The sequence below is a fragment of the Lysobacter sp. SCRH-1R genome (assembly GCF_057747855.1).
On the sequence record NZ_CM173227.1, the window covers coordinates 22,665 to 37,728 of the forward strand.

The following is a 15,064-nucleotide window of genomic DNA, read 5'->3' on the forward strand; positions in this document are numbered from 1 at the left end:
GCGTCAGGTGCCGGCCAGCTTGCGCAGCTTGAAGCCGGCCATCACCTGCAGCACCCCGTAGAACAGCGCGGCCACGCCGATCCACAGTGCGACGGTCACCAGTCCGACGGCGGGCCGCGCGACGAACAGCACCGCCAGCAGGATCGCCAGCACGCCGCTGAGCGCGATCATCCATTCGCCCGTGACTTCCTTGCGGATGCGGATCGCCAGCACGATGCGATAAATGCCCGCCACCAGCAGCCACGCGGCGAGGATCAGCAGCAGCACGCCCGCGGTGACGACCGGGTTCGACACCGCGACGAGGCCGAACGCCAACGACGCCAGCGCATACAGCGCCAGCCAGCCTTTCGAGACGGAAACGTTGCGGTCGAACAGCGCGAGCGCGCTGAGCACGCCCTCGGCGATGGCCATCACGCCGAAGGCCCAGGCCATCGCCACGGCCGTTTTCGCCGGCCACATGAACGCCGCGATGCCGAACAGCACGCCGATCACGCCATACAGCACCAGCACCCACCAACTGCGACCCACCGTACGCAACAGACCTGCGTTCATGACGCGCTCCTTGATCTGAGGTCCTTCCATCGTGGTGCGTAACCGCGCGATCGTGGAGCGGGAAGGGTCGTTGCGGTGTGAAGGTGGGGTGACGGTGAGGGCGACGTTCGCCCCCGGGCATTCGTCGCAAAGGCCTATCTGTGCGCGCATCTCGCCTGGCGAAGCGCGCGATGTGCTCGGAGCTGGATCCCCGCCTTCGCGGGGATGAGGGCAATGGCTCGAATCCCGAATCCCGATCCGGCAATCCGCCGGACGGCATCTCCAGGCCGCGCGACGCGTGTTCGAATCGGCGCTTCCACCGCCGCCGGAGTTCGCCATGCGTCGTGCCTGCCTGTCGTTGTTCCTGTGTGTGATCGCCGCCAGTGCCGCGGCCCAGGACGCGCCGACGCGCGAGCATTTCGCACCGTCGGGCTGGGAAGGGTCGTACCACGCACTGCATTACACGCCGGCCGTGCGCGTCGGCGACCGGGTGATCGTCTCGGGCATTCCCGCGCTGGAAGGGCAGGACGAGGAGGCGAAGATCCGCTGGGCGTTCCAGCAGCTGAAGGCGCACCTGGAGAAGGCCGGCGCGACGCTTGAGGACGTCGTCGAGCTGCAGAGCTTCCACGTCGCGCGCGATCACGACGAATTCCGCCAGCGCATCGCGCCGGTGCTCAAGGTGCATCGCGAGTTCTTCAAGGATCACTATCCGGCATGGACGGCGGTGGGGACGACGGCGCTCTACGCGGGCAATGCGCCTATGGAGGTCAGGGCGGAGGCGGTGGTGGGGTCGGGTGCGCGCGCTCGGGCGGAGATCGCGAAGCCGCAAGAGAAGTAGGACGTGGTGATGCTGGGCGGCGGGTCTCCCTGCCGGTGTAGTCATCGCGTTTGAACCGTTGCTCGTGTGTCGGGGCGCTGGAGATCGGGAACTGGACAAGCGCCCATCGGAGCGATGGCGCCGCCGTTCCCCCTCACCCTGCTTGCAGAGGGAGGTTGGAGGGGAGGCACGGTTCGTACGGAGCTCGATGCGGCGCTTTGGCGACGTGGCGCTGTGCACTTCACCCCTCCCCAACCTTCCCCTGCGGAGCAGGCGAGGCAGCACAAGCAGCAAGCGTTGCTGCCGCTGACCCACATCACGGCACCCGCGCACACACCCACACGTCGACCCGCCGCACCCCCGCCCGCAGCAAAGCCATCGCCGCGGAGCGCGCAGTGGCGCCCGTGGTCATCACGTCGTCCACCAGTGCGACATGCGCAGGCAGCTCCGGTCCAGTGCGTACCTCGAACGCCCCCCGCAGGTTGCGTCGGCGCGCCCCCGCATCCAGCCGCGACTGCGCCGACGTCGCACGCACGCGGCGCAGCAGGTCGTCCCGCAGCGGTACATCGAGGCGCCGCGAGAGCGGGCGGGCCAGTTCCAGCGCCTGGTCGTAGCCGCGCCGTCGCAGACGGTCGCGGTGCAGCGGGATCGGCACCAGCGCGCATGGGCGGTCGGCATCCGCCACGCGCCCCGCCATCAGCTGCGACAGCAGGCGTAACGACGCGAGGTCGCCATGGAACTTCGCGCGTGGCAGCAACCGATCGAGGGGCGCGCGATAGATGAAAGCGGCGCGCGTCGCCGCCTGCGGTGGCGGCCGTCGCAGGCACTCGCCGCACAGCTCGGCGTCGATGCCGAGCGGCAAGGCACAACGTCCGCACGCGGCGGCCACCCAAGGCAGGGATTCGCTGCAGAACACACACAGATCGCGACCATTCGAGCCGCGTTCGCCGCATACAAGACACCGGCACGCCAGCAGACGATCGGGAAATCGCCACGCCCGTCCGTCAACTCCATGCGCGCCAGTTTGGTTGACAGGGTTCGCCATGGTTTCCAGACTGCCCGGCCTGTCTCGCCGAAAACATCGGAATTCCCCCATGCCTGCCATCAGCCAGTTGCCCGTCGTCGAGTCGGCCGAACCGCGCCACGACTGGTCCCGTGCCGAGGTCCGCGCGCTGTTCGACCTGCCGTTCCCGGAGCTGCTGCACCGCGCGGCAACCGTGCATCGCGCCAATTTCGATCCCGCCGAAGTGCAGGTCAGCACCCTGCTGTCGATCAAGACCGGTGGCTGCCCCGAGGACTGCGGCTACTGCCCCCAGGCCGCGCGCTACCACACGGGCGTGGAGGCGACCAAGCTGATGAGCACCGAAGCCGTGCTCGAAAAGGCCCGCCAGGCCAAGGCCGCCGGCGCCAGCCGCTTCTGCATGGGCGCGGCGTGGCGCTCGCCGAAGGATCGGGATATTCCGAAGGTGGCCGCCATGATTTCCGAGGTGAAATCGCTGGGCCTTGAGACCTGCGCCACCCTTGGCATGCTCTCGGCCGACCAGGCGCGCGCGCTGAAGGACGCCGGCCTGGACTACTACAACCACAACCTCGACACCGCGCCGGAGTTCTACAACGCGATCATCCACACCCGCGAGATGCAGAACCGCCTGGACACGCTCTCGCACGTGCGCGACGCCGGCATGAAGACCTGCTGCGGCGGCATCGTGGGGATGGGCGAGCGCCGCGACCAGCGCGCCGGCCTGCTGCAGACGCTGGCCAACCTGCCGGCGCACCCGGATTCGGTGCCGATCAATCGCCTGGTGCAGGTCGAAGGCACGCCGCTGGCCGGCACCGAGCTGCTGGACCCCTTCGAATTCGTCCGCACGGTCGCGGTCGCCCGCATCCTGATGCCGCGTTCCATGGTCCGTCTCTCGGCCGGCCGGGAATCCATGAGCGACGAGCTGCAGGCGCTGTGCTTCCTCGCCGGCGCCAATTCCATCTTCTACGGCGAGAAATTGCTGACGACCGGTAATCCCGACACCGAGCGCGATATGGCATTGTTCGACCGACTGGGCTTGCGTCCGATGCCCGTGGTCGAACAAGGGGAGACCGTCCATGCCGACATCGTCGAACCGGCGCGGCACTGCGCCGCGTGATGGCCTGCCGGTGGCGCCATGAGCCGCCCCGGCTGGCGTGACCGCATCGATGCCGCGCGCGCGCAGCGCGAGGCGACCTCGCGGGTGCGCGTGCGCCGCACCGTCGCCCAGCGCGACGGCGCCCGCTGCCTCGTCGAAGGCCGCTCGCTGCTGAATTTCTGCGGCAACGACTACCTGGGCCTGTCGCAGCACTTCGCCGTGGTCGGCGCGCTGCAGGACGCGGCCTCGCGCGAGGGCGCGGGCGGCGTCGGCTCGCACCTTGTCTGCGGCCACCACCAGATCCACGACGCGCTGGAGCGCGAGGTCGCCGACTGGCTCGGCGCGCCGCGCGCACTGCTGTTCGGCAGCGGCTACCTGGCGAACCTCGCGGTCGTGCAGGCGTTGCTCGGCGACGAGGACGTCTGCGTGCAGGACCGCCTCAACCACGCCAGCCTGATCGACGCCGCGCGCCTGGCCGGCTGCCGGCTGCGCCGCTATCCGCATGCCGACGCCGAGGGCGCGATCCGCCAGCTGCGCGGCATGCCCGAAGGTGCGGCGATGCTCGCCACCGACGGCGTGTTCAGCATGGACGGCGACATCGCGCCGTTGCGCGAACTCGCGCTGGTCGCCCGCGTGCAGAAGGCGCTGTTGTACGTGGACGACGCGCACGGCATCGGCGTGGTCGGCCCAGACGGCCGCGGCAGCGTCGCGGCGAACAAGCTCGGCGTGGGCGACGTGCCGCTGCAGCTGGCGACGCTCGGCAAGGCGCTGGGCGGCTACGGCGCGGTCGTGGCGGGCGACGCGGACCTGATCCAGCACCTGTCCGAAACGGCCCGCACCTACGTTTACACCACCGCGCTGCCGCCGGCGCAGGCCGCCGCCTCGCTGGCGGCGGTGAAGCTCGCGCGCGCCGAACACTGGCGCCGCGGCAAGCTCGACGACCTCGTCGGCCGCTTCCGCGATCGCGCGCAGCGGGCGGGACTGGAACTCATGGATTCGCAGACGCCGATCCAGCCGGTGATCTGCGGCGACGAGGCCAACGCCCTCGCGCTGGCTTCCGGACTCGAACAATCCGGCTACTGGGTCGCCGCGATCCGTCCGCCGACGGTGCCCGAAGGCCGCGCGCGGCTGCGCGTGACCCTCTCGGCGCTGCACGGCGTGGCCGATGTCGATGGCCTGGTCGAGGCGATGGCGAAGGCCCGCGATCGCATCCGCCTGGGCCTGGTCGAGACCGCACGGCGCGAGGCCGTGCTGGCGCGATGAGCGGCGAGCGCGACCTCGCGCGACTGCTCGCCACGCTGAACGTCACGGCGCGCGCGGGCGACGTCGCCTTCGTCGCGCGGCCGGCGCCCGACCCGACGCTCGCCGCGCTGGCGCTCGCCATGGTCACCGAGGACGAGGGCGTCACCTATGTGCTGCCCTGCGAGGTCGCCGACGCGCGCGGCCTGCCGTACGATTTCCGGGCCGCCTGGCTCACCCTGGGCGTGCACTCGGCGCTGGATGCGGTCGGCCTGACCGCCGCCTTCGCCACCGCGCTGGCGCGGCGCGGCATCGCCTGCAACGTGCTCGCCGGTTTCCACCACGATCACCTGCTGGTCCCGGCCGACCGCCGCGACGACGCACTGGCGGTGCTGGCCGACCTCGCCCGGGACGGCGCCGCGTAGCACCAGGTTCCATTCCATCCCCCATCGGCTGCACCCATGTACATCGAAACGCGCGGGCAGGGTCCCGCGCTGGCACTGATCCACGGCTGGGCCATGCACGGCGGGCTGTTCGCGCCGCTGGTCGAACGCCTCCAGGATCGCTACACGCTCCACCTGATCGATCTGCCCGGCCACGGCCGCGCGCGCGACGACGCCACGCCGCTCGTGCCTGAAGCACTGGCCGCGCAACTGGTCGCGCGCGTGCCCGATGCGGTGTGGCTCGGCTGGTCGCTCGGCGGCCAGTTCGCGCTGCGTGCGGCGCTGGATTTCCCGGAGGAAGTGCGCGGCCTGGTGATGATCGCCTCCTCGCCCCGCTTCGTGATCGACGACCGCTGGCCGCACGGCGTGAAGCCCTCGCTGTTCCGCGATTTCGGCGAGGCGCTCGGGCGCGATTTCCGCGGCACGCTGGAGGGTTTCCTCGCGCTGGAAGCGCTGGGTTCCAGCTATGCGCAGGAGGAACTGCGCAGCCTGAAGACGCAGGCGTTCGAACGCGGCGAACCGGCCCCGCGCGCGTTGCAGGAGGGCCTCGTGCTGCTCGACCGGCTCGACCTGCGCGACGAACTGCCGCAGCTGCGCGTGCCGAGCCTGTGGATTTCCGGCCGTCGAGACCGGCTCATTCCCGCTGGCGCGATGCCCGCCGCTGCGGCGATGACGCCGGGCGCGCGCAGCGTGGTGATCGGCAATGCGGGGCATGCGCCGTTCCTCGGCGCGGCGGATGAAGTGGCCGGCGAGATCGATGCGTTCATGCGTGCGGTGACGGCGCCGGCGTGATGCGCTTGAGTCCTCTCCTTCAAGGAGGGGGTTGGGTGGGGAGGGTGTTTCTCCACCGGACCAAGCGGCGATCGTCGAGATCGAGGCAACACCATCCCCACCCCAGCCCTCCCGTTGAAGGGGAGGGAGCCAAAAGCCGAATCAGAATCCCAATCGGCCCTTCCTTCAAAGGGAGGGAGCAAAGAAGCAGATGACCGACACCTTCGACCACCGCCAGGTCCGCCGCGCCTTCTCGCGCGCCGCACACCACTACGACGACGCATCCGCGTTGCAGCGCGAAGTCGCGTCCCGGTTGATGGAGCAGCTCGATTACCTCGACGATCCCGCGCTGAACCGCGCGCCGCCGGAACTCGTCGTCGACGTCGGCTGCGGCCCGGGCCATGCGAGCGCGGCGATGCAGAAGCGGTGGCCGAAGGCGCACGTGGTCGGACTCGATCTCGCCCAGCCGATGCTCGGCGAAGCGCGCGGTCACGCGGGAGGATGGCGTCCGTCGTTCCTGCCCGGTGTCGCGCGCCGACCGGACTGGCTGTGCGCCGACGCGCGCGCGCTGCCGCTGCGCGATGCGAGCGTCGATATCCTGTTCTCGAACCTGTGCCTGCAATGGGTCGAAGACCTGCCGGCGGTCTTCGCAGGCTTCCGCCGCGTGCTCAAGCCCGACGGCCTGCTGCTCGTCTCCACGTTCGGCCCGGACACGCTGCACGAACTGCGCGAGGCCTTCGCGCAGGCCGACAACGCGCCGCACGTGAGCCCGTTCGCGTCGATCGCGCAGTTCGGCGATGCGCTGATCGCGGCGGGGTTCAGGAATCCGGTGCTCGATCGCGATGAATTCGTGCTCGGCCACGACGACCTCGCCGGGCTGATGCGCGAACTGCGCACGCTCGGCGCGACCAACGCGATGCACGACCGGCGCCGCAGCCTCACCGGACGCTCGCGCTTCGCGCGCGCGGCGCGGGCGTACGAACCGTGGCGTCGCGACGGCCGTTTGCCGGCGACGTGGGAAGTGATCTACGCGCATGCGTGGGGCCCGCAGCCGGGCACGCCGATCCGCGTCGGCGGCGTCGACGAAGTGCGCGTGCCGGCGAGCGGCATCCCGGTGCGGAAGCGTTCGTGAACGCGCGCGGCACGGCGCTGACGGCGGTCGCCATCGCGCTCGCCTCCGCGTTCTTTTTCACCTGCACCTACGTGCTCAACCGTGCGGCGGCGGTGGAGGGCGGCCACTGGGCGTGGACCGCGTGCCTGCGTTACCTCATCACGCTGCCGCTGCTGCTGCCGGTGATGCCGTGGCAGGGCGGCGTCGCGCCGGTGTGGCGGGCGATCCGCGCGCATCCCGGGCCGTGGCTGCTGTGGAGCGGCATCGGCTTCGTGCTGTTCTATCTGTGCCTGAGCTACGCCGCATCGAGCGGGCCATCGTGGCTGATCGCCGGCACGTTCCAGCTCACCGTCATCGCCGGGATGCTGTGCGCGCCGTTCCTCTATCGCGACGAACGCCGGCGCGTGCCGTTGCCGGCATTGACGACGGGATTGCTGGTCGTCGCCGGCGTGCTGCTGCTGCAGTTCGGCCACGGCGGCGGTTCGCTCGATCGCGACGGCTGGATCGCGCTGGTGCTCGTGGCGATCTCGGCGTTCGCGTATCCGCTGGGCAATCGCGGGCTGCTGCTGCACCTGGAACGCGCCGGCGTCGAGCTCAACGCGACGCAGCGCGTGTTCGGCATGACCCTGGCGAGCCAGCCGATGTGGTGGGCGGTCGCGGCGATCACGCTGGCGAACGTCGGCGCGCCGCCGCTCGGGCAGGTGTCGTTCGCCGCCGGTGTGGCGCTGGGCGCGGGCGTGATCGCGACGGTGCTGTTCTTCCAGGCGACCGGCATGGTGCGCAGCAACCCGACCGCGCTCGCCGCGGCCGAGGCGATGCAGGCGGCGGAAATCCTCTTCGCGACGCTGATCGGCGTGTTGTGGCTCGGCGAGGCCTGGCCGCAGGGCCGCGCGCTGGCCGGTGCGGTGCTGGTGGTGATCGGGATCGTGGTGTTCAGCATCGTCGCGGCGCGGGCGAGTGCGGGGGATGCGCGGGCGGTCGATGAGGCGTCGGGGGATCGCGGGGCGTAGTTCGCTTCTGTAGCCGGGGTAAACGAAGCGCACCGGGGTTGCCGCGTCGAGTCCACAAGGACGTGCGCACGTCGATGGTGCAGCGCGCTGCGGCGCGTTCATCACTACCGCAACTGAGTTGCACGGAGGCGCGGTGCGCTTCGCTTCCCCGGGCGACAACAGCATCGTTCAGCCGTCACCTCCTACGATCCGGGCATCGCACACGGCATCGCATCGACATGGCCCGAACCCCGCTCACCTTCGCCGCAGCGGCGCTGCTCGCCGCATCGACCGCGCCCGCCATCGCGCAGGACCTGGGCGGCTGGAGCTTCGATCCCAACGCCTTCGATCCCGGGGCGCTCATCGCCGACGGTCGTGAACTGCTGATGCGCGCGCCCGACGCGAGCGTCGACGGCCTCTTCCAGGCGGTGCACGCGAGCGCGCGGGCGCCGCAGGACGCGCGCGTGCTGTGCGCGCTGTTCGATCCGCAGGCCGATCGCAGCCTGGACGGCTACAACCGCATCGCCGCGCAGCTGAGCGAACAAAGCCGCATGCGCTTCGCCGATGCGGCGGCGGACTTCTTCATCTCCGCCGCGCAGAGCCCGCGCCAGGCCTACGACGCGAACGTCGCCGCGCAATCGCTGAAGGCGGCCGGCGTGCGTGCGGCGCTGCTCAACGATGGTTTCCTCGCCGGGCTCAACGGCAACGATCACGACGCGCGCTGCCGTTCGGTCGGCTGGCTGCTGGACGCGATGGCGGCGCGGCCGGTCGGCGAGCGCGCGTCGGTGATGCGGCTCCTGCTGAGCCAGGGGCTCGATTACCTGTCGCTCGGCACGCAGCGCTGACGCGCCGGTTCAACGGCGCGGTTCGACGCGGAAGATCACGCGCCGCTCGAACGGCGTTCCCAGCGCAACCGCGCGAAAGCCGTAGCCGTCCACCCGCTCGCGCACGGTCGGCCAGTCGGCCTGCTTGCACACCCACACCACGTGCTGTTCGTGTTCGGCCAGTTCGACCGCGAGCGGTTCGTCGTACTCGGGGTTGAAGCGCCGGTCCTGCAGCGCGTCCAGCGAGATCTTCTCGATCTGCGTGCCACGGCCGAGTTCCAGGTGCAGGCCGTACCGCGCCATGTCCTCGACGAAGACGATCTCGCGCACCGGCCCTGGCGCCCGCGCGAGGATCGCCTGCGCCCACGCCTGCGCATTCTTGTGCGTGGGCCAGTACGCGGTGGCAGCCTTCGCCAGCAACAGCAGCAGGACCCACAGCAGCAGTTTCCGCCACGACGGCAGGCCGCGGCCTTCGCGCGCCCATTGCATTGCGACGATCACCGCCATCGGCACGAACAGCGGCAGCAGGTACAGCGGCATGCGCGAACGCGCGACGCAGAACACCAGCAACGGCAGCAGCAGCCATAGCGCGAGCAGCAGCCATTGCGCGTCGCGCTGGCGACGCTCCGGATCGCGCCACCACGGCCGGACCATGGCAGGCAGGCCGCGCGTCCAGCGCCACAGCGTCGGCGTCCACGGGAGGGTGCCGACGATGAGCGTGGGGACGTAGATTTCGATCCAGCCGTACCACTCGGCGTGGCGGCCGAACTCGCCGGTGGTCATGCGATTGACCAGTTCGTCGCCGACGAAGTACTCGAACAGGCCCGGATTTCCGTGGAAGACCGCGAGGTACCACGGCAGCGCGAGCAGCGCGAACAGCACCACGCCCGACCATTGCAGCACGCGATGTCCACGCCGGCCCGGCAGCAGGAAGTCGAACAGCAGCACCACCGGCAGCGGGAACAATCCGGCCGGTCCCTTGGTGACGAAGGCCAGCGCCAGGGCGATCCACATCAGCGCGATCCACCAGCGCGGATGCGGCGCCGGCGCGAAGCGCGCCTCGACGAACGCCCACATCGCCAGCGTCGTCCACGCGCTGAGCAGGTAATCGGTGGTGATCAGCTGCGAGGCGCCGAAGGGAAACAGCATCGTCGCGTACGCCACCGCGGCGGCGTGCTGCGAACCGGGCGCGAGCCGCGCGGCGATGCGCCACGCCAGCCATACGCTCAGCAGGTACGACAGCGCGGCGGGCAGGCGCGCGGCCCAGGTGTTGGCGCCGAAGACGGCGACGCTGGAGGCGATCGCCCAGTACGTGAGCGGCGGCTTGGTCCAGTGGCCGACTTCGTCGTTGCGGCGCGGATTGAGCCAGTCGCCGCTGTCGAGCATGTTCAGCGCGACGTTGGTGTAGCGGCCTTCGTCCGGATCCCAGATCCCGCGCGAGCCCAGGAAGGCCAGCGCCAGCACGGTCGCCAGCGCGGCGGTCCAGAGCGCTGGCGATCGAAGGAGTTGGCGCATGTGCCCGCTGCTGACGGAACCGGCGCCATGCTAGCGGCGACGATGTCGGCGGCGCGTCGGAATCGCCAGCGGGCCACCGGCTTTTGCAGCCCGGGTAAGCGAAGCGCACCCGGGTAGGGCGCTCCGGCCACGGTGCCGGGGCTGCGGCCTGCGGCCTTGCCCGGGCGGCTACAAAAGGACCGGCTTCAACGCACCTGCGCGATCCAGTCCTCGAGGTTGTAGTAGTTCGTCACGCGATGGATGCGGCCGTCGCGGATCTCGAAGAAGGCGCCGCCGGGCAGCACGTACTTCTGCCCGCGCGCAGGCGGCAGGCCGGTGTCGTCGGCGAGGTATTCGCCATGGACGATGTACTCGGCGGCGGCGCGCGCGCCATCGGGCGAGACCATCACCACGATGTCGTGCAGTTGCTCCCGATAGCTGCGCTGCATGCGCTGCAGGAACGCCGAGAACGCCTCGCGCCCGGTTTCGCGCGGGCCCTGGTTCAGATCGTGCACCACCTCGTCGCCGAGCAGGGCGAGCATGCCGTCCCAGTCGCCGCGATTGAATGCGGCGTAGTAGGCCAGGATCAGTTCGGTGGCGCGGTCGTTGGTGCGGGTGCCGTCGATCTTCATCGCGTGTCCTTGCGGAACCACAGGCGCCGTGGGGGCGGGATCCTCATGATAGCCGGCGCCTCCTCGGGCCCGACCGTGATGCGCGCCGCGGAAAGCGAGCAACGAGTGCGGAGGAGTGAGAAACGAGTGAACACCGGTGCATGGCGCTTACGCGTTTCCCGCTCCTGGTTTCTCGTTCCTCGCGCTCAGGCGTGGAACTCGAACGCGCACACCTCGGCACCGTCGTTGCGGCATCGCGTTTCGACCACGTGCGGCGCACCGCCGAGCAGGCCTTCGAGCATCCCGCGCAGGAAATGGCAGCACGCGCCGGCCTCGTCGCGCCGGGAAAACGGGCTGTCGTCGACGTGCAGCGCGTCGCCGTGCAACTGCGCCTGCACGATCTGCCGCATCGCGGGCACGGCGATGCGCCGCACCGCCTCGCCATGCGCGAGCGGCGCCGGGTCGGGGAAATCGCGTGCCCGCACCCACGCGCCGATGCGCTGCCCGAGGTAGCGCAGCGACGGCTCGCGCGCCGCTTCGGGAAGCGCGCGTTCCAGTTCGAGCAGCGGCACGAAGAGGTTCGGGTATTCGCGCATCAGCTGCGGCAGCAGCGCATCGAGGCGGCGCGGCTCGACCGCGCCCGGCGAGCCCGCGCAGCGCGTCGCTGTCGCTTCGCGCGCGGGCACCTGGCGCGGCGTGCTGCAGTCGGGGCAGGTCGCTTCGAAGTTCGACACCAGCCGGTGCGTGGCGATGCATTCCTCCAGCCGCGCCAGGTTCGGCTGCGGGCCGCGCACCAGCATGGTCAGCACGACGCCGTCCTCGCCGCCGGCCGTGCGCTGGCGCAGCAGCGTGAAGCCGTGCGCGATCACCGCCTGCCCGAGCGCCAGCAGCAGGCCTTCGCGCCGGTCGGAGACCACGCGGAATTCCACGTCCACCACCATCCGCCACCCCCATGGCGATCGTCGTCTCGCGGCGGCGGCGCTGGCGTTGCCGGATCCCCATCCGGCAACCCGCGTCGGCGACACGGCCGCGGCCGGCTTACGCCAGAATCGGCACAGCGATTCTGGTCAAACCGTCACGAAAAGCAAGGAACGAGTTCGGGGGAGTGAGGAACGAGCGGGGCTTCTCATCCGAACAGGGTGGGCAGGGTGTCCGGGTCGACGTTGCCGCCCGACAGCACCACGCCCACGCGCTGGCTGGCGAACAAGGCGGGGTTCGCGAGTACCGCCGCCAGCACGGTCGCCGAGGACGGCTCGACGATCTGCTTGGTGCGCTGCCAGAACAGGCGCATCGCCGCGATGGTCGCGGCGTCGTCGACCGTCAGCACCTGCGCGTGGTGGTCCCGGAGCATGCGGAAATTGATCGCGCCGAGCGTGCCGCGCAGGCCGTCGCAGACCGTGTCGGGCGTGAAGTCGGTGACGCGTTCGCCGCGCTGGAGCGAGGCGAAGGTCTCCGCCGCGCCCGACGGTTCGGCGAGGAACAGGCGCGTGCCGGGCGAACGCGCGGCGACGCTCAGCGCGGTGCCGGCCGCCAGCCCGCCGCCACCGACCGGCACGATCACCGCGTCGAAACGCTCCGGCGAGCACAGCAGCTCCAGCGCGGCGGTGCCCTGGCCGGCGATCACGCGCGGATCGGTGTAGGGGTGCACGAGCTCGGCGCCCAGCTCCGCCTGGAGTTCCGCGCAGCGGGCCTCGCGCGCGGCGATGGTCGGCGCGCAGCGGTGCAGGGTGGCGCCGTAGGCCTCGATCGCCGCGAGCTTCGCCGCCACCGCGCCTTCGGGCACGACCACGTGGCAGGTGACGCCGCGCGTGCGCGCCGCCAGCGCCAGCGCCGCGCCGTGGTTGCCGGAGGAATGCGTGACCACGCCGCGCGCGGCCGTCGCCTCGTCCAGCGACCAGATCGCGTTGCACGCGCCGCGGAACTTGAAGGCGCCCGCGCGCTGCAGGTGTTCGGTCTTGAAATGCAGTTCGCAGCCGGCCATCGCGTCGAGCGTCCGCGAACGCAGCACGGGCGTGACGTGCGCGTGCGGCGCGATCCGCGCGGCGGCGGCGAGGACGTCGTCGAAGACGGGCAGGACGGAAGCGGCGGTGTCGTTCATGGGGCGATGGTAGGTCCTGTGGCGTCGTCAGGGCGCGCGGGCCTTGAGCAGGCTCACCGCGGCGGAACCGGCGACGACCAGCGCGGCGCCGATCCAGCCCAGCGGGGTGATGCGTTCGGGCGCGAGCCACTGCGGCCACAGCGCGTGCACGGCCGTCGCCGCGGCGATGCACAGCAGCGGCGTGGTCGCGAGCACCGCGGATACGCGCGAGGCTTCCCAGTGCGCCAGCGCTTCGGCGAAGGCGCCGTAGGCCCCGATCGTGTTGAACGCGCAATAGGCGAGCAGCGCCCAGTGCGGACCGTCGAGCCGCAACAGCTGCGCCGGCTGCGCGAACGGCAGCAGCGCCAGCGTCGCCACGACGTAGATGAAGAGCAGGATCTGCATCGACCCCAGGCGCATGAGCAGTTGCTTCTGCAGCAGCGCGTAGATCGCCCAGACGATCGCGCCGACGATCACCAGCGCCGATCCCAGCACGTAGCCGGGCGCCTTCGCGCTCGCGGCGAGCTGGTCGGCGAAGAACAGCGCCATGCCGGCGACCAGCAATGCCAGGCCGAACCATTGGGCGAAGCGGAAGCGTTCGCCGAACACCCAGATCCCGCCCAGGGCCATCAGCAGGGGCGCGAGCTGGATCAGCAACTGCGCATTGGCCGGCGTGGTGTGCTGCACGCCGAGCAGGTAGAACACGTAGTTGCCCACCAGCATCAGCGCGGCGACCAGCAGCATCGCCCAGCTGCGACGGCCCAGCGTCCGGTACCCGCCCAGCCGCCCGCGAAGGCCCAGCCACGCACCGGTGAACACCGCCGCGACCAGGAAGCGGAACCAGGTCAGAGTGATCGGGTCCAGCACCTGCAGCACCAGCTTCAGTGCGATCGGCAGCGTCGCCCAGCAGGCGGCGGTGATCAGGGTGAGCGTGAGCCCCAGCCGCCAATGGCCGGAGGCGCGATGCAGGGTCATTGGCGGGTCCGTCGCGGAGGGCGTGCCATGCTGTCATCGCGCGAAACGACCGGCAATGCGAAACCGGCGGGCGAACCGCGCGCTACGCTGAACCCCGCCATCGCGGCGGCGTCCGCGCGGGAAGAATTAAGGCCGAGTTCAATCCTTCGGCTTGAAGCTGGCGGCACACCCTGGGGGGTCCGAAACCATGATCCGCAAACTGATCCTGCCTGCGCTGGCCGCCACGCTGCTGGCCGGCTGCGTTACCGGCTACACCTATCGCGGCGCGTCCGGCAGCGGCGATTACTACTACGGCCGTCCTTCGGTCGAGTACCGCTATTACGGCGGGTACGGCGGCTACTACGGTTATCCGTACGGCTACGGTGGCTATGGCTACTGGGGCTCGCCGTATCGCTACGGCTACGGCTATCCGTACTACTCGTACCCGCGCTATCCGGCCTACCGGTATCCGTACCGCTACGACCGTCATCCGGGCCACCACTGGAACGGCAACCGTCCGCCGAACCACGGCCACGGCTGGTCGGGCAATGGCCCGCGTCCGCAGATGCCGGGTACGACGGCCCCGCGTCCGACCACCCCCGGCAGCGCGCCGCGTCCGGCGCAGCCGCCGCGCGCGACCGCCCCGCGTCCGCAGCGCGCCAGCCCGCCGCCGCGTCCGAACAATGCTGTCCGGGGCATCCGGCAACAGGAGCGTTGACTGTCGTCGCAAGCTCTCGGGCGCAGTCACATTTTTCCTCTTGCGCTCGGGGACGACTGACGGCAATCTGCGGTCATTGACCGATTGCGTCGCTTTTGGACGTAATTCGGAAAACCGGCCCCAGAGCCGAACGCTCCATGTCGGCGCCCGATGAGGAACCACGGATCCCCCCTGTTCCGTCCCCATCGGGCGTCGGCGCCCATCCCGGCGGGTTTCACGGCCCGCCGCAGACGCGAAAGGCGCCCTCACGGGCGCCTTTCGTGTTTCCGGGTCTCCCCGGCAAGCAAATAAAAAGGGGGCCGAACGTCCCCCGACATTCGGCCCCCGTGCTTCCCCTGCGAGCGCTTGGCCAGCCCCTGTTCCAATTC

The 15,064-nt window shown here is 70.5% G+C and carries 16 protein-coding genes; 9 read left to right on the forward strand and 7 right to left on the reverse strand.

Features of this window, described 5'->3' with window-relative positions:
- Window positions 1–3: 3 nt before the first annotated feature.
- Window positions 4–552 carry an HdeD family acid-resistance protein gene (locus AC3ANK_RS00105; protein WP_206861871.1) on the reverse strand — a complete coding sequence of 183 codons (549 nt, stop codon included), beginning with the start codon at window positions 550–552 and terminating at the stop codon, window positions 4–6.
- A 316-nt stretch (window positions 553–868) separates the two neighbouring features.
- Between AC3ANK_RS00105 and AC3ANK_RS00110 the strand changes: the two genes are divergently transcribed.
- The gene (locus AC3ANK_RS00110; protein ID WP_206861870.1) at window positions 869–1,369 is read left to right on the forward strand and encodes a Rid family hydrolase; all 501 of its coding nucleotides are present in this window, start codon (window positions 869–871) and stop codon (window positions 1,367–1,369) included.
- Between the two features lie 295 nt (window positions 1,370–1,664).
- On the opposite strand, the gene AC3ANK_RS00115 is transcribed toward AC3ANK_RS00110, so the two are convergent.
- Window positions 1,665–2,393, reverse strand: coding sequence for a double zinc ribbon domain-containing protein (locus AC3ANK_RS00115; protein ID WP_484171763.1), 729 nt, complete (start codon window positions 2,391–2,393; stop codon window positions 1,665–1,667).
- 49 nt (window positions 2,394–2,442) lie between these two features.
- On the opposite strand from AC3ANK_RS00115, the gene bioB reads away from it, so the two are divergent.
- The 7 genes from bioB (at window position 2,443) to AC3ANK_RS00150 (ending at window position 8,863) form a co-directional block, all read left to right on the forward strand.
- Complete coding sequence (gene bioB, locus AC3ANK_RS00120; protein WP_484171764.1) at window positions 2,443–3,486, forward strand: biotin synthase BioB; 1,044 nt, start codon at window positions 2,443–2,445, stop codon at window positions 3,484–3,486.
- A gap of 18 nt (window positions 3,487–3,504) precedes the next feature.
- A complete protein-coding gene (gene bioF, locus AC3ANK_RS00125; protein ID WP_484171765.1) occupies window positions 3,505–4,728 on the forward strand; it encodes an 8-amino-7-oxononanoate synthase in 1,224 nt (407 codons plus the stop codon).
- Window positions 4,725–5,129 carry an ACT domain-containing protein gene (locus AC3ANK_RS00130; protein WP_484171766.1) on the forward strand — a complete coding sequence of 135 codons (405 nt, stop codon included), beginning with the start codon at window positions 4,725–4,727 and terminating at the stop codon, window positions 5,127–5,129. Before bioF ends, AC3ANK_RS00130 begins: the two co-directional genes overlap by 4 nt.
- Window positions 5,130–5,165: 36 nt before the next feature.
- Window positions 5,166–5,939 (forward strand): pimeloyl-ACP methyl ester esterase BioH, encoded by a 774-nt coding sequence (gene bioH / locus AC3ANK_RS00135; RefSeq protein ID WP_206861865.1) that lies wholly within the window; start codon window positions 5,166–5,168, stop codon window positions 5,937–5,939.
- A 190-nt stretch (window positions 5,940–6,129) separates the two neighbouring features.
- Window positions 6,130–7,050, forward strand: a complete 921-nt coding sequence (gene bioC, locus AC3ANK_RS00140; RefSeq protein ID WP_484171767.1) for a malonyl-ACP O-methyltransferase BioC — start codon at window positions 6,130–6,132, stop codon at window positions 7,048–7,050.
- Complete coding sequence (locus tag AC3ANK_RS00145; protein ID WP_484171768.1) at window positions 7,047–8,039, forward strand: multidrug resistance efflux transporter family protein; 993 nt, start codon at window positions 7,047–7,049, stop codon at window positions 8,037–8,039. Before bioC ends, AC3ANK_RS00145 begins: the two co-directional genes overlap by 4 nt.
- Before the next feature lie 218 nt (window positions 8,040–8,257).
- Window positions 8,258–8,863, forward strand: coding sequence for a hypothetical protein (locus tag AC3ANK_RS00150; RefSeq protein ID WP_484171769.1), 606 nt, complete (start codon window positions 8,258–8,260; stop codon window positions 8,861–8,863).
- Window positions 8,864–8,872: 9 nt separating this feature from the next.
- Here AC3ANK_RS00150 and AC3ANK_RS00155 read toward each other — a convergent pair whose 3' ends face one another.
- The 5 genes from AC3ANK_RS00155 to AC3ANK_RS00175 all read right to left on the reverse strand — a co-directional run bounded on the left by AC3ANK_RS00155 (window position 8,873) and on the right by AC3ANK_RS00175 (window position 13,999).
- On the reverse strand, window positions 8,873–10,357 hold the full coding sequence (locus AC3ANK_RS00155) for an ArnT family glycosyltransferase (RefSeq protein ID WP_206861861.1): 1,485 nt from the start codon (window positions 10,355–10,357) through the stop codon (window positions 8,873–8,875).
- A 185-nt stretch (window positions 10,358–10,542) separates the two neighbouring features.
- Window positions 10,543–10,968, reverse strand: coding sequence for a ketosteroid isomerase-related protein (locus AC3ANK_RS00160; RefSeq protein ID WP_484171770.1), 426 nt, complete (start codon window positions 10,966–10,968; stop codon window positions 10,543–10,545).
- A 185-nt stretch (window positions 10,969–11,153) separates the two neighbouring features.
- Entirely contained in the window at window positions 11,154–11,888 is a 735-nt protein-coding gene (locus AC3ANK_RS00165; RefSeq protein WP_206861859.1) for a hypothetical protein, read from the reverse strand.
- A 185-nt stretch (window positions 11,889–12,073) separates the two neighbouring features.
- The gene (locus AC3ANK_RS00170) at window positions 12,074–13,045 is read right to left on the reverse strand and encodes a pyridoxal-phosphate dependent enzyme (protein WP_484171771.1); all 972 of its coding nucleotides are present in this window, start codon (window positions 13,043–13,045) and stop codon (window positions 12,074–12,076) included.
- A 27-nt stretch (window positions 13,046–13,072) separates the two neighbouring features.
- Window positions 13,073–13,999, reverse strand: coding sequence for a DMT family transporter (locus AC3ANK_RS00175; RefSeq protein ID WP_206861857.1), 927 nt, complete (start codon window positions 13,997–13,999; stop codon window positions 13,073–13,075).
- Window positions 14,000–14,186: 187 nt separating this feature from the next.
- On the opposite strand from AC3ANK_RS00175, the gene AC3ANK_RS00180 reads away from it, so the two are divergent.
- The gene (locus AC3ANK_RS00180; protein WP_206861856.1) at window positions 14,187–14,696 is read left to right on the forward strand and encodes a hypothetical protein; all 510 of its coding nucleotides are present in this window, start codon (window positions 14,187–14,189) and stop codon (window positions 14,694–14,696) included.
- The last annotated feature ends 368 nt before the right edge of the window (window positions 14,697–15,064 follow it).